General features: G+C 38.1%; 13 protein-coding genes. 5 read left to right on the forward strand and 8 right to left on the reverse strand.

The window, feature by feature from the left end:
- Positions 1-106: 106 nt before the first annotated feature.
- Positions 107-1,360 (forward strand): DEAD/DEAH box helicase, encoded by a 1,254-nt coding sequence (locus B0G92_RS13970; protein WP_056073218.1) that lies wholly within the window; start codon positions 107-109, stop codon positions 1,358-1,360.
- A 49-nt stretch (positions 1,361-1,409) separates the two neighbouring features.
- Positions 1,410-2,240, forward strand: a complete 831-nt coding sequence (locus B0G92_RS13975; protein WP_101472677.1) for an endonuclease/exonuclease/phosphatase family protein — start codon at positions 1,410-1,412, stop codon at positions 2,238-2,240.
- A 1-nt stretch (position 2,241) separates the two neighbouring features.
- Here the strand turns inward: B0G92_RS13975 and B0G92_RS13980 are convergent, their stop codons facing one another.
- From B0G92_RS13980 to B0G92_RS14000, 5 genes are all read right to left on the reverse strand, one after another.
- On the reverse strand, positions 2,242-4,449 hold the full coding sequence (locus B0G92_RS13980) for an ATP-binding protein (protein WP_101472678.1): 2,208 nt from the start codon (positions 4,447-4,449) through the stop codon (positions 2,242-2,244).
- Positions 4,450-4,518: 69 nt separating this feature from the next.
- Positions 4,519-6,213: an energy-dependent translational throttle protein EttA gene (gene ettA, locus B0G92_RS13985; RefSeq protein WP_101472679.1), complete on the reverse strand. Its 1,695-nt coding sequence runs from the start codon at positions 6,211-6,213 to the stop codon at positions 4,519-4,521.
- 301 nt (positions 6,214-6,514) lie between these two features.
- The gene (locus tag B0G92_RS13990) at positions 6,515-8,161 is read right to left on the reverse strand and encodes a T9SS type A sorting domain-containing protein (RefSeq protein WP_101472680.1); all 1,647 of its coding nucleotides are present in this window, start codon (positions 8,159-8,161) and stop codon (positions 6,515-6,517) included.
- A gap of 340 nt (positions 8,162-8,501) precedes the next feature.
- Positions 8,502-8,951 carry a GNAT family N-acetyltransferase gene (locus B0G92_RS13995; protein WP_101472681.1) on the reverse strand — a complete coding sequence of 150 codons (450 nt, stop codon included), beginning with the start codon at positions 8,949-8,951 and terminating at the stop codon, positions 8,502-8,504.
- Positions 8,952-9,084: 133 nt separating this feature from the next.
- Positions 9,085-9,810 (reverse strand): hypothetical protein, encoded by a 726-nt coding sequence (locus B0G92_RS14000; protein WP_101472682.1) that lies wholly within the window; start codon positions 9,808-9,810, stop codon positions 9,085-9,087.
- 640 nt (positions 9,811-10,450) lie between these two features.
- Between B0G92_RS14000 and B0G92_RS14005 the strand changes: the two genes are divergently transcribed.
- A complete protein-coding gene (locus B0G92_RS14005) occupies positions 10,451-11,014 on the forward strand; it encodes a Crp/Fnr family transcriptional regulator (RefSeq protein ID WP_101472683.1) in 564 nt (187 codons plus the stop codon).
- Positions 11,015-11,343: 329 nt separating this feature from the next.
- On the forward strand, positions 11,344-11,673 hold the full coding sequence (locus tag B0G92_RS14010; RefSeq protein WP_056073199.1) for a DMT family transporter: 330 nt from the start codon (positions 11,344-11,346) through the stop codon (positions 11,671-11,673).
- A gap of 31 nt (positions 11,674-11,704) precedes the next feature.
- Here the strand turns inward: B0G92_RS14010 and B0G92_RS14015 are convergent, their stop codons facing one another.
- Positions 11,705-12,433 (reverse strand): siderophore-interacting protein, encoded by a 729-nt coding sequence (locus B0G92_RS14015; RefSeq protein ID WP_101472684.1) that lies wholly within the window; start codon positions 12,431-12,433, stop codon positions 11,705-11,707.
- Positions 12,434-12,549: 116 nt separating this feature from the next.
- Between B0G92_RS14015 and B0G92_RS14020 the strand changes: the two genes are divergently transcribed.
- Positions 12,550-13,548, forward strand: coding sequence for a helix-turn-helix domain-containing protein (locus B0G92_RS14020; RefSeq protein ID WP_180326452.1), 999 nt, complete (start codon positions 12,550-12,552; stop codon positions 13,546-13,548).
- A gap of 48 nt (positions 13,549-13,596) precedes the next feature.
- Here B0G92_RS14020 and B0G92_RS14025 read toward each other — a convergent pair whose 3' ends face one another.
- Entirely contained in the window at positions 13,597-13,779 is a 183-nt protein-coding gene (locus tag B0G92_RS14025) for a CAL67264 family membrane protein (RefSeq protein ID WP_056073191.1), read from the reverse strand.
- Between the two features lie 129 nt (positions 13,780-13,908).
- Positions 13,909-15,054: a GyrI-like domain-containing protein gene (locus tag B0G92_RS14030; protein WP_101472686.1), complete on the reverse strand. Its 1,146-nt coding sequence runs from the start codon at positions 15,052-15,054 to the stop codon at positions 13,909-13,911.
- Between the last annotated feature and the right edge of the window lies 1 nt (position 15,055).

Genomic DNA, 15,055 nt, shown 5'->3' on the forward strand with positions numbered 1-15,055 from the left:
GGGCTTTGTTCTTTTTTGGCGGTAAAAAACAAAAGGAATCCGTTTAATAATTAAAGACTATCTTTGCCGCATATTTGCAATTAATGCAACTATTAAATTTGATTTTATGTTATTTGAAGATTTATCTCTTTCTAAAAGTATACAAACAGCCGTTCACGAACTTGGCTACATTGAAGCCACTCCTATCCAGGAAAAATCCATCCCGATTATACTGGCCGGAAATGATTTGGTAGGCTGTGCACAAACCGGTACCGGAAAAACCGGTGCTTTTGCTATTCCTATTGTTCATCATTTGCACCGTATTGTAGGTTCTGCTAAGAAAACAAAACAAATAAGGGCGCTCGTTGTTACGCCTACCCGCGAATTGGCCGTACAAATAGGACAAAGTTTTGATGCCTATGCAAAATATACCAATCTGGTACAGCTAACCATTTTTGGTGGTGTTTCGCAAGTGCCACAAGTAGAACTGCTAAAAAAGGGCGTTGACATCCTAATCGTTACACCGGGAAGATTGCTCGACCTTCACAAACAAGGTTTTATCAATCTTGACCACCTTCATACCCTGGTTCTGGACGAAGCCGACCAGATGCTTGACATGGGGTTTATCCATGATGTGAAAAAGATAGTAAAGCTTACGCCAAAAAACAGGCAGACGCTTTTATTTTCGGCTACTATGCCAATGGCTATCCGCGAATTGGCTGAAACTTTCCTGAACCAACCGGAATATGTTTCCGTTTCTCCTCCGTCAACAACGGCTGAAACTGTAGAGCAGCGTATTTATTTTGTTCATAAAACTGACAAGCGAAAATTATTATACCATTTAATCCGAAATGAAAAAATTTCTGATGTACTTGTTTTTGCCAGAACCAAACACGGTGCTGACAACGTTGTCAAAGCGCTAAGAAAACAGGGCGTAGCTGCTGAAGCCATTCATGGTGATAAATCACAAAATGCCAGACAGCGCGTATTGGACAGTTTTAAGAGTAAGGAAGTTGGTGTGCTTGTTGCTACCGATATTGCGGCAAGAGGAATCGATATTGACAAGCTGCCTTACATCATCAACTTTGATCTTCCTAACGTTCCGGAAACCTATGTGCATAGAATTGGAAGAACCGGACGTGCCGGAAATGGTGGTATTGCCATATCATTCTGTTCCAAAGACGAAGAAGTCTACTGGAAAGATATTCAGCGACTCATCAAAGTCAATGTCAAAACAATTGGCGACCATCCCTATCCGTGGAAAGACGAAGAAGAACCTAATCCGGATGCAAAACCTGATTTCCGTCATAAAAATAAATCTAAAGGAAATAATTCGAGAAAATCGGATGCCTCAAAAAAGAATAAGAAACGCTGGTATTAACCAGCGTTTTTTGTCTTAAATTTGTATTTCTGATATAATCTCCTCTACCATGAAATCTGTTTTTCTTTTTCTTCTGCTTGCAAGTCAGGTAACATTTTCTCAAGACCTTAAAATCATGAGCTACAACATCCGTCTCGATACCCAAAGTGATGGCGATAACCAATGGTCAAAACGAAAAGAATTCCTGACAGACCAGGTGAAATTCTATATGCCGGATTTTATGGGCGTACAGGAAGCATTACCGCAACAGATGAGCTATATTGACAGTACGTTAACCGGTTATGGTTTTATTGGGAAAGGCAGAGACGATGGAAAATCAAAAGGAGAACATAGTGCTATTTTCTATAACTCTGATAAGTTCAAACTTTTGGAAGAAAATACTTTCTGGCTATCTGAAACTCCTGAAAAACCATCAAAAGGTTGGGATGCGGCCTATAACAGAGTATGCACTTACGGTTTGTTCCAAAACAAGAAAAACAAAAAGAAAGTATGGGTGTTCAATACGCATTTTGACCATGTTGGTGATATTGCCAGAGCCGAAAGTTCTAAACTTATTTTAGAAAAAATCAGAAAAATTAACAGAGACAATCTTCCTGTTGTCCTTACCGGCGATTTCAACCTTGAAGCTGATACGCGACCATTGCAATTGATTAAGGAACAAATGGACGATGCCCAAAAAGTATGCAGAGGCATTGTATTTGGTCCCGAAGGTACTTTTAATGCTTTTGAATTTAATAAGCCGGTGACTACAAGAATTGACTATATTTTTATCAACAGGAATACGATGGAAGTTGTCAAATTTGCCACATTGAGCGATTCAAAAGATTGCCGTTATCCATCTGACCACCTTCCGATTTATGCCGAAATCAATTTCAGATAAGCTAATGTACATGCTTAGCAATCTGGCTGTTAATAATCTGAAATAAACGCAGAGGTTCAAATGGTTTTATGAGGATGTCGTCCATTCCGGACAATTTGGCTTCGTCTGTAATTTCATCCTTATCAAATGCAGTAAGCGCAATTACAGGAATGTCAATACCTTTGTCACGAATCATTCGTGTAGTTTCAAATCCGTTAATGACCGGCATATTAATATCCATCAGGATAGCATCAAAATTTTCCTTGTCAAGAATTTCAAGAGCGGCATAACCGTCATCAACAACAACGCATTTGTAATTGTTTTTCTCAATGATTTTTTTGGTTACCATCTGGTTGATTTTGTTGTCTTCTACCACCAGAATTTTATAAGAAGAACTATTGGTTGTATCAACATCTATGTTTTCAATATAAGATTTTGTGGCATTGGCATCATATTCAAAAGGAATGATAAATGTTACTGTTGTGCCCTCTCCTTCCTTACTTTCCAGTTGAATAGTACTTCCTAAAAGCTCCAAAAGACGTTTTACGATAGACAAGCCAAGCCCTGTTCCCTGATAATCTCCTTCCTTCCGGTCTATCTGTACAAATTTTTCAAAAATCTTGTTCTGGTTTTCTATCGCAATCCCACAGCCATTATCCACAATCTCAAATTTGACGTGATGTATATTGCCTACTTTTTTCACCAATGCTGCGGTTAATCGTATAGTTCCGTTTTGTGTAAATTTTAAGGCATTGCTGGTAAGATTTACCAAAATCTGTGACAAACGCAGTTTATCGCCTATCAGATATTCCGGTATTTCTATACCTACATCAATGAGTACCTTATTTTTGTTTTTGATGGCAATGAACTGTAAGGCTTCCTTGACCTTTTCAATTTCATCCATAATATTGAGCGGCAATTCCTCCAAAACAATTTTCTTATCTTCTATTTTATGAATCTGAAGCAGGTCATTGACAAGCGAAAGAAGATAGCGCGCCGAAAACTTTAAGGAATTGATATGTGGGCTATTTTCCAATTCTTTATGTTCATCCAGAATTAAATTGGTAACTCCTATGACGCCATACAAAGGAGTCCTCAATTCGTGGGTTACCGTAGAAATAAACTGGCTTTTTAATTTGGAAGATTCTTCGGCCTTGTCTTTTGCAATTTTTAATTCGGCATTACTTTCCAAAAGCTGCTGGTTGACTTTTTTTCTGTAGATACTGTTTTTATAGAAAGTATAAAGCAACAGTAGTAAAATGATAAGGATGGCCAGGAATAGTATAACGATGATTTTAGAATTTTTCAGATTTTCCTGCTGTGCATATTTTTCGAGTTCAATTTTATCAATCTTTCTTCTCGATTCATCCAATTCAATCTGAACGCCTGCTATCTGGGCACTTTTCATTTTTTCATGATTGTGCAAATCATCTTTCAGCTTTTCATAATTGACTTTATTCAGATACGCATTTTTATAATCTTTTATTTCATACAGGTGTTTTGAATATTCGGCATAAGCATCTGCCAGAGCATTTTGTTGTTTGTATCTGATTCCGTAATCAATTGCAGTCCTGAAATAAAAACCGGCCCGCCTGGCATCTCCCTTATTGCTGTAATACATTCCTAAAAGATTGTTTACAATCACTCTCGATTCGATATCGCCATATTTATCAAGATGCTTTTCAACATCTTTAACATAGGGATAACCCTGTTCAAAATCTTTTTTATTAAAATAAGCCCAGGCCAGGTTCATTTCCGTAAAGATAATCTCTGTGGTATCTTTTCCTTTATTGGCGTATTGTAATGATTTTTTATAATGGTAGATTCCTTTATCGTAATCTTTAATTACAAAATTGTAGATGTTGCCAATATTGTTATGAATCCAATCTTTTATGGTGTCATTTTTGGTCTTCAGTGAATATTGGAGTGCCTTATTATAATAAGCAAGAGCCATTTTTGTATTCAAAAGCTCTTCATGGCAACCGGCAATAGTATTGTAGGACATCGCAACATAGTCATATTGCTTGTTTTTGTAAGCCAGATTGAGAGCCTGTTTTGAAACCTGCAGCGATTCCATATATTTCAGGTCTATGAGTAGGCCATCTGCTTTGCATATGAGATCATAAATCTTAACCCTTACTTTGTTTAATGAGTCTTTCTCCTGTGAAAAGGACTGATTGTAAAAAAATAATGAGATAAGAACAAATGAAATTATTCTATTTCGGGGCATAGATAATTTTTATCCAAATATACTTATATAATGAAAAAATCCCGGTATGAACCGAGATTTTGTTACTTTTTAATTTCGTATTAATTTTTTGTACTTGATACGTTTTGGTGTCAGGTCGCCACCCAGGCGTTTTTTCTTATTTTCTTCATAATCAGAGAAGCTTCCTTCAAAGAAATAAACTTCAGAATTTCCTTCGAAAGCAAGAATATGTGTACAGATTCTGTCCAGGAACCAACGGTCGTGGGAAATAACCACGGCACAGCCTGCAAAATTTTCCAGACCTTCTTCCAAAGCACGAAGCGTATTAATATCCAAATCGTTGGTAGGCTCATCCAGAAGCAATACGTTCCCTTCTTCTTTTAGGGTCATTGCCAGGTGCAATCTGTTTCTTTCTCCACCGGAAAGCGTACTTACTTTTTTATTCTGGTCGCTTCCTCCAAAGTTAAATCGGCTCAGGTAGGCTCTTGAGTTTACCTGCTTTCCTCCCATCATGATTAATTCCTGTCCGTCGCAGAAGTTTTCCCAGATGGACTTATTAGGGTCAATATTAGAGTGGCTTTGGTCTACGTAAGCAATCTTAACCGTTTCTCCAATAGTAAACTCTCCTTTATCCGGAGTTTCCTCGCCCATAATCATTCTGAAAATAGTGGTCTTACCGGCACCGTTTGGCCCAATAATACCCACAATTCCGGCTTGTGGCAAAGTAAAATTCAAATCTTCGTATAAAAGCTTGTCGCCATAGCCTTTTGCTACGCCTTTAGCCTCGATAACGTTTGTTCCCAAACGAGGTCCGTTCGGGATATAGATTTCCAGATTTTCATCCAGTTGCTTTTGGTCTTCGTTTAAAAGCTTGTCGTAGTTTTGCAAACGCGCTTTTTGTTTGGTCTGGCGGCCTTTGGCTCCCTGGCGTACCCATTCCAACTCTCGCTCCAATGTTTTTCTTCTTTTGGAAGCCACTTTCTCTTCCTGTGCCATTCTGTTTGATTTCTGGTCAAGCCATGAAGAATAGTTTCCTTTCCACGGAATACCTTCACCTCTATCCAATTCCAAAATCCAACCGGCAACATTATCTAAGAAATAACGGTCGTGGGTTACAGCAATTACGGTTCCGGAATATTGTGCAAGGTGCTGCTCTAACCACAATACAGATTCAGCATCTAAGTGGTTGGTAGGCTCATCGAGCAAAAGTACGTCCGGTTGTTGTAATAAAAGTCGGCATAATGCCACACGTCTTCTTTCTCCTCCGGAAAGCACTTTAATTGGTGTATCCGGTTCCGGAGTACGCAATGCGTCCATAGCAATTTCCAGCTTGGTATCGATTTCCCAGGCACCCAAAGCGTCAATCTTATCCTGAAGTTCAGCCTGACGGTCCATCAGTTTCTCCATTTTGTCTGCATCTTCATAAACTTCCGGTAATCCAAACTGGTCGTTGATTTTGTTGAACTCGTCTAAAACAGCCATGGTTTCAGCCACACCTTCTCTTACAATTTCAATTACGGTTTTGTTTTCATCCAGTTGCGGCTCCTGCTCTAAATAACCAACGGTATAACCCGGTGCAAAAACCACATCACCCTGATAGTTTTTATCTACTCCGGCGATGATTCTTAATAAGGAAGATTTTCCCGAACCGTTAAGTCCGAGAATACCGATTTTAGCTCCGTAAAAGAAACTAAGATATATATTTTTTAATACCTGTTTGTCGCTGCTTTGGTAAGTCTTGCTTACTTTCTGCATCGAAAAAATTACCTTCTTATCGTCTGACATATAAAATTTAAATTATATTAAATATTTGATTTACAATGTTTTAATTTCAGATTTTTGTTTACTCAAATGTTCCCGCATTAGGTTTCCTTTGACATTAAACCTTATATCAGCCAAAACTTAAAACTATGGCAACAAAGATAGTCTTAAATAAAAAAAAAGCAAGCGATGGTTTTGGGTTTAATTAGCATTCAATCCTTGAGAGCAGGGACTTTATTTGTTGGAATTTTGCAATATCTCCAATACAAATTCTAATATTTTGGGCAGAAGCCATTGAAACTTCTGCCTATTTTAATCCTATGTTTTATTCTAATATGATTTTTTTCACAAACATTTCATCTTCAATCTGAATATTCATCAGGTAAATACCTTGCGGATAACCCGATAAGTCAATCGTCGTTCCAGTTTGATTTGATACGGTTCTACCGGCCAAATCATTGATTACTACGTTTATGTTTTCAGTTTCCGCTTTGATCAAAAATTTTCCATTAGAAGGATTTGGGTACACTACTATTTCTTTTTTATTAGCAACAAAAGGGTCTGTTCCCAATGTTGAGCCAGTAAGATACACTTTCCAATAAGGGGTTGAAGGCAGGCCAAATGCGGTATCAACGCCATAATTCCCTATCGTCACTTCCTGTGAAGTGACTACCAGGTCGGGCCTGCTGTCACCGTTCATATCCATTACTGTCCAGGTCTGGTCACCGTCTATATTGCCTGTGCTTCCATCGGCGATGGCATTAAAACCATGTACCGCCATCGAACTCAAATAGCCGCCCTGTGGCAAGGTCCAGTTGACAGCCGTAGTGGCAAAACCGTTCCCGCTGTTTAGATATACTTTCCAATGAGGGGTCGAAGGCAGGCCAAATGCGGTATCAACGCCATAATTCCCTATAGTCACTTCCTGTGAAGTGACTACCAGGTCGGGCCTGCTGTCACCGTTCATGTCCATTACTGTCCAGGTCTGGTCACCGTCTATATTGCCTGTGCTTCCATCGGCGATGGCATTAAAACCATGTACCGCCATCGAACTCAAATAGCCGCCCTGTGGCAAGGTCCAGTTGACAGCCGTAGTGGCAAAACCGTTTCCGCTGTTTAGATATACTTTCCAATGAGGGGTTGAAGGCAGGCCAAATGCGGTACCAACACCATAATTCCCTATAGTCACTTTCTGTGAAGTGACTACCAGGTCGGGCTTTCTGTCACCGTTCATGTCCATTACTGTCCAGGTCTGGTCACCGTCTATATTGCCTGTGTCTCCATCGGCAATGGCATTAAAGCCATGTACAGCCATCGAACTTAAATAGCCGCCCTGTGGCAAGGTCCAGTTGACAGCCGTGGTGGCAAAACCGTTCCCGCTGTTAAGATATACTTTCCAATGAGGGGTTGAAGGCAGGCCAAATGCGGTACCAACACCATAATTCCCTATAGTCACTTTCTGTGAAGTGACTACCAGGTCGGGCTTTCTGTCACCGTTCATGTCCATTACTGTCCAGGTCTGGTCACCGTCTATATTGCCTGTGTCTCCATCGGCAATGGCATTAAAGCCATGTACAGCCATCGAACTTAAATAGCCGCCCTGAGGCAAGGTCCAGTTTATAGCAGTAGTGTTATAACCGTTTCCATTGTTTAGATATACTTTCCAATGAGGGGTTGAAGGCAGGCCAAATGCGGTACCAACACCATAATTCCCTATAGTCACTTTCTGTGAAGTGACTACCAGGTCCGGCTTGCCGTCACCGTTCATGTCCATTGTGGTCCATGTCTGGTCACCGTCTATATTGCCTGTGTCTCCATCAGCGATGGCATTAAAGCCATGTGTCGCCATCGAACTTAAATAGCCACCCTGAGGCAAGGTCCAGTTCACAGCAGTAGTATTAAAACCGGTTTGGGCATTTAAGCAACCTATTGTTGAGAAAGCAATAGATAAAAGCGTAAATTTCAATTTCATTTTAAGATAGTTTAAATGGTAGTACTTGATTTAGAAGCCAAATATAGAAATTTAAAAATATTAAATCGATGCAAAAACCAAAGGTGCTACACACTATCTTTTTGACAAGCAGTCAGGATTTAAAAAGACAAATAGAAGAAATACCGGAGCTTTCTCAAGTTCTGAATTATAAACTAATACTATTAAAATTTGTAAAATTCTATCAATGTAAACAGACACCATTCTACTCTAATTTTCAATTAAGCGTTTAATTCGTGTTCACAAGCTGCAAAGAAGTCGGAAATAGAAAGAAGGTAAAAAAGACCTCAATAGAATTATAAGGACAAAATATTACTTTACTTTACACTTCTATTTGATAGATTCTTGATTCTTCTTCCCAGGGATGATATCCCTGACCAATATATCGGAAACCGTATTTCTCGTAATATCCAACATGGTCCGTACACAAATTCAGGTATTTGAATCCGCCAGTTTTTGTATCCTGTTTTGCTTTTTCTAAAAGCAGGGCTGCATAATTGTTTCCTCTATGTTCTTCATCAATGTATAAGGCGCAAATCCAGGGATACAAATCTCCGCGACTGATAAAATCGTTGGTTATCAATCCTGCACAGCCTATTATTTCATTGTCTTTTTCCAACAGATACCATTGTGGCAGAAATTGTTCGGCACCAATGCAGTTTGAAATACAGTCTTCATACATGATAGGTGAAACTTCAGGCCAGTTTTGCTGAAGGTATTTTATGGCTATGTCTTTATATTCAGGCTCATGCCTTACGGATAGTATTCTCATTTTAAATTTAATTTATAGTTGCGGCTCTGCGCCTTTGCGTGAAAATATCTCGCAAAGGCGCAGAGCCGCAAAGATATTATTAGGTGTGGGCAAGGCTTAAAAAAAGAACTGGATTTTTACTTATTGGGTTGCCTTAGTTTTTTAGTTTTCTGAATTCTTCTTTTTTTGAAATCAAAAAATCGGTTATTTCCAATACGTTATTATTATTGATAAGAGTTGACATCTTAGCATCGGCATAACAGAATTCAAGGAAAATTTCTATTTCATCTTCTTTTAATTGTAAAGTATTGAGAAAAAAGTCTTTATTGAAATTATCAGAAATATATTCCTTCATTTCTATGTTGGATATTACCTTGTCTTTTTTCTTACCCTTGAAAAGATTTCCAACCATTTTACCTATGGCTACAAAATCAAGACCGTGAATTATGGCACCGTTGTAGACCATCATATTCGTTGGAGAGTTCAGTATATTATCTACCGAACGCAGTGGAGCTACAGCCGGAGGTTCTGGTTTCACATCATCTACTTCTTTTTTAATCTCTACTTCTACCAACTGTATCGCTTCCTGGTTCATGTTTGTTTCAACACCCGTTTTTCCAAAATCTTTCTGATTAAGAGTAACCCTTCTGGATGTATAATTTTTTCCTGCAAAAATCAGAACATCGCCAACTTTTGCCTTGATAGAAAATTTTCCCGAAGCATCTGTCACAACCACTGAACCGCTTGTTTGATTGATAACTTCAATTCCGGCAGTTGGAAAACCCTCGGTGGTTACCTTTCCATGCACTGGGTTTTCAGACTGGCTGAAAGCAAGCTGAACTGCAAATAAGAATAGAGCAATAAGAGAAGTAATTTTCATCAATTCAGTACTGTTTAAAAAATTATATAAGCCTTTCAAAAATAAGCTTTTTCTTTCATCGTTGGATTTGGGACAATTCTTTTACAACAAAATTAACGTCTTTCTGCTGTTTTAAATGGCCATGCACAAGTTTTATGGTAAATTGATTGCCCTACTGACTTAAATAAGTTCTCTTTCACATATAAAACAAACTTAGTAACTAAATACGTTGGTCACTTAGCACCTTTTTTAACCACAAATTGGAATGATTATACAGATTTCTTTTAAAAAACTTCCTCTTGTACACAAACACATAAACTTAGCACCTTTGAAGCTTAGCAACTTAGTACCTCTTTAGCCACAGATTAAAATGATTACACATTTCAGAAATATATATTAAATGAAAGAAGCTACAAAAACTACTTTCAAAGATTTTCTCTTTTACACCTATAGCACACAAACTTAGTACCTCAGAACCTTAGCATCTTAGTACCTCTTTTAGCCACAGATTGGAATGATTATACAGATTTCTTTTAAACAACTTCCTCTGGTACACAAAACACATAAACTTAGTACCTCAGAACCTTAGCTCCTTAGCACCTCTTTTATCCTCTTTCCATTTTTCCGAAAAAAACTTACCTTGCAGAAACATTTATCATAAATGAAACTTCACGAAATACTGAACCAAATATATCCGCTTTCTCAAGAAGCGGCTCAAAAAATCCTGAGATATAGCGGCGAAATACAATTGTCAAAAGGACATACGCTCCTGGAAGCTGATAAAAACGAAACTTCTATTTATTTTATCAAAAAAGGCATGGTCAGGGCATTTGCTCCAAAAGAAGAAAAAGACATCACTTTTTGGTTTGGTAAGGAAGGCGACCCTATTGTTTCCATGAAAAGCTATGTAGCCAATCTTCCCGGTTATGAATGTGTGGAATTGCTAGAGGACTGCGAATTGTATGAAATCAAAAATAAAGACCTGCAGCAGCTTTTTCTTGAAGATATCCAAATAGCAAACTGGGGACGCAAATTTGCAGAACGGCTTTTGGTGCAAACCGAAGAACGTCTTATTTCCAAATTATTCAAGTCTGCTAAAGAGCGCTATTTGGAATTGTTGGAGGAAAATCCGGATTTTGTCCAGAGAATACAGCTTGGCTATATTGCTTCTTATTTGGGAATTACACAAGTAAGCCTTAGCCGAATCAGGGCTGAAATAAAATAAGAAAGAATGCTAATTTCAACCATTTTTTCTTTTACCTAAAAAAACAAACTTAGCACCCTAGAATTTCAGCAACTTAGCACCTCTTTCTATTCCCGCCACAGATTAGAACAATTACACAGATTCTAAGAAGCCTATATCTAATGATAAGAAATGCTAAAACTTATTTTAATAATTTCTCTTTTACTTAAAAGCACAAAAACTTAGTAACTCAGTACCTTAGAAGCTTAGAACCTAACAACACAAGTACCTCTTTCACTTTTTATCATTTGTAAAAAATATTTTCATCCTAAGAACCGACCTTTGCATGGAATTTTTAAAGAAAAAAGTTTATGAACTGGATTATCTTAATCATTGCAGGATTGTTTGAAGTTGCTTTTACCTTTTGTTTAGGTAAAGCTAAAGAAGCCACAGGCAATGAAGCTTATGCATGGTATGGTGGTTTTCTTGTTGCGTGTATTATTAGTATGTCGCTATTGATTAAAGCCACACAAAATCTTCCACTTGGAACGGCCTATGCTGTATGGACAGGTATTGGTGCCGTAGGAACCGTATTGCTTGGAATATTTGTTTTTAAAGACCCTGCCAATTTCTGGAGAATCTTTTTTATTGTAACATTGATTGCTTCCATTGTAGGACTGAAAGCCGTTTCAGCTCATTAATAAACAATATCTGAAATACATTAGCGGGCTGTTACAGCCCGCTTTTTCCATCTGCCCAATAGGGTTCTGTTTTTATCTTTTTACTACTGATTCCTTTTGACAACAAAAACTTTCGGAAAGCCTGAATTGATTTTGTCCGTCCTGTCAGATAAAAAACCGTATCTACTGCTGTTAGCCAAAAATCTTCTTCCCATTCCTTTACAATGTCGATAACAGGCTGAGCGGGATATTCTGATGATTTGCCTACAATTTTCACGGAGCTGCCCAATCTTTCTGCCCAATCCTGATGCGGTTCATCAAGTTCTGCAAAACCAAAGAAAAATTCGCCTCTGCGTTCCGCTTCTTCTTCCATGCATTTCATCCAGCCTAAGGAAGTTTCATCGCCAAATAAAAAATGGTTTACCCGGTTTTCAGAGTAATAAAGTTTTCCACCCGGACCCAACAACTTTGCCCTATCCCCCATTTTTAATCCTTCTACCCAGTTGCTTCCCGGTCCCAGGCCGTGCAGATAGAATACAATTTCACAAAATCCTGTTTTGGCATCAAAAGCAGATAGCGTATAATGGCGGTATTCCGTATCATTAACCCGTACTTTAACTACATTGCCCGGCATAAATTTTATCTTTCTGAAATCGCCTTCAAAACGCACTCTTTTTAATTTTTCATCTAAATATTCTACATTGGTTATAACTGTTTCATACATGAATCGCTGATACACAACTTCCATGGTATCTCCCAGCCATTTTGGTACTTTTGTCATTTTTGATTTTTATTTGTTTAGATTGATTCTAAATAATTATCTTTGTACAAATGTCTGCTATTCTTGCCTATTTTAGTTACGCAAGACGGATGTTGTTTTACGCAAAACGGATTAGGATGAGAATTACCATAAATGATAGCGATTTGGATGAAATTATTTTTGAAAAAGATTTTCATGCAGCTTATGACGGGTTAACAGATATTGTGGAACAGGAAACCCAACTGTTTGATAACAAGATTGGGTATACTGATATTTCAGAAATATGGTTTGATGGTGTACATACGTTACGTCGCCGTTCGCAATTGAATCAGGAAGTTTGTTTGGTTGCCAAAAGTGACCTCTCTGTATTTGAGATGCATTTTTCTTTGACAGGAAGCGCCGAAGTAGAATCGCTCAATTCCAAATTTGATTATTCATTCGGACCTCAACAGCATAATTTCTTTTATTCCAGTAATTTTGAAGGAAAGTTTAGGGGCGGCAAACAGGAAAAACCCAACGAGGTTTTTGAAATCCATTTTACAGAAAACTATTTCAACCGTTTTGTTGATTCTGAAAGCAAGACTATTGATAAGTTTCTGAAGCAAATTGACAAACAGGAAATCAGTAATTGCCTGAGTCCGCACCATATGCCCATAACAGCACAGATGAATCTTATCCTTTCGCAAATTAACCAATGCCAAAGGAAAGGTGTTTTAAAGCGATTGTACTTGGAATCAAAAATCTTAGAACTCTTCATGCTTCAGATTGAACAGTTTGAAAGCGTACAATTGACCCCAACTTCCGAAAAACTAAAAAAAGAAGATGTAGAAAAGATTTACTATGCCAAAAAATTGTTGGAACAGAACATATCAGAACCTTATTCACTTTTAGAGCTCGCCCATAAAGTAGGTCTTAATGATTTTAAACTCAAAAAAGGTTTTAAAATTCTTTTTGGTACCACTGTGTTTGGCTACTTACATGAAATTAGGATGCAACAGTCAAAACGTATGTTGCTGGAAGAAAATAAACCGGTTAAGGAAGTAGCGGCCTACTGCGGCTATCAGTATGTACAGCATTTTACGACTGCCTTTAAAAACAAGTTTGGTATTACACCGGGCAAACTTGCCCATTCATAAAAAAATCCGCTTTTAGCGGATTTTTTATCGATAACTCGTGTATGCTTTTTATACACGGCCTTTCAGCGAACTGAAAACCCATGCAATGGCAAAAAAGCCTATTCCTACTGCCCCAAAACCCCAACCGGCTACATCGTCATAACGAAAGATGCCTAAGCCAATTAGCAGCAGCCCCATCAGGACCATAACAAAGGTTGCCCAGCCCAGAATGGTGTTTTTATTCATTCCCATAAATATATTTGTTTGCTCTTTTTAAAAAGAAGTGAATTGCAAAGTTCGGTAAAATATTTGTTTTGCCGAAAGGAAAATGTTTTTTTGAGGTTCTGAGATGCTGAGGTTCTGAGGTGCTAAGGTTTTTCCTTAGGATCTTAGGACCTTTTTTCTTCTTTTCCTTATTTTTTTAGCGATTAATAATAAATCGGTTACGGGCGTATTTCCCGGTCCATCATCTTTTTTGCGACGTTCATCGATAATAGTAAAACCGTTTGTTTTTAGTGTCGTAAGTAAAAATTCTGCCGGATAATAATGCATATAGATAGAATCACCGGAACTTGCTTTTTCCCATCCGGATTTTTCATAGTCATTTTCCATAGTGCTTATAAAAAACAAACCATTTTGTTCCAATACATTGTAAGCATCAGCAATAAGTTTTTGGGTTTCTTCTTTGGAAAGATAAGGCAGGCAAAAAGCACATACAATACCATCGTAAGTTTTGGAAACTTTACCCAAATCACGACAGTCCATCAACCGGAATGTTGCTGAGGGATTATTGGCTTTTGCCAATTCAATCATTTTGGGTGCCAGGTCGGTACCTAATATTTTAAAATCAGGACGTTTTCCGAGCAAATATTTGGTCACATTACCTGGTCCGCAAGCAAGTTCCAGGATCGAGGCATTTGGTTTTGTAATATTGTCGCAAAACAGATTCAACGAATCGGCATATAGCCCGACGTCCATAAATTTATCCTGATATCTATCGGCCAGCTTATCAAAAAGAGCTACGGCTATCTTTGTTTTATCAGTTACCTTTGGTTTTATGGGAATCCAGATTTCTTCCTCTGATTCCGGGTCGCCGTGTTTGTATTTGTCGCCTAACAATTCGAAATGTTCTCTGCTATCAAGTACATAATCTGCATTGGGAAGCCAGGTGTTAAAAATATATCCAAATACTTCTGCTCCGGTTTCGGGTCCGCCTTTATGTAAAAAAACAGCATATTCCCCACCTTCTAAGGTATAGCTTTCCATACCATCAGGAATACTTTCAAAATTACCTACAGCTATGGCTGCCCATTTCGTAAATTTCTTATCTGGGCTGAAATTTTCAAAATAGGTGGTATCATAGATTTGCATGGAAAACAAATCAGTATTCAGGTTATTTGTTATTTCCTTACGTCTGGGCATAAAAGCATTCCAAAGTGCAAATGTCTGGTTATTCGCCAACGACATTTCCTTATGTATTCCAACAAGGCGTGTCATGGGAAGTGTTTTTATGATTGGCTCCATCATA

Origin of the sequence: Flavobacterium lindanitolerans (assembly GCF_002846575.1) — a bacterium.
Classification (GTDB): Bacteria; Bacteroidota; Bacteroidia; order Flavobacteriales; family Flavobacteriaceae; genus Flavobacterium; species Flavobacterium lindanitolerans.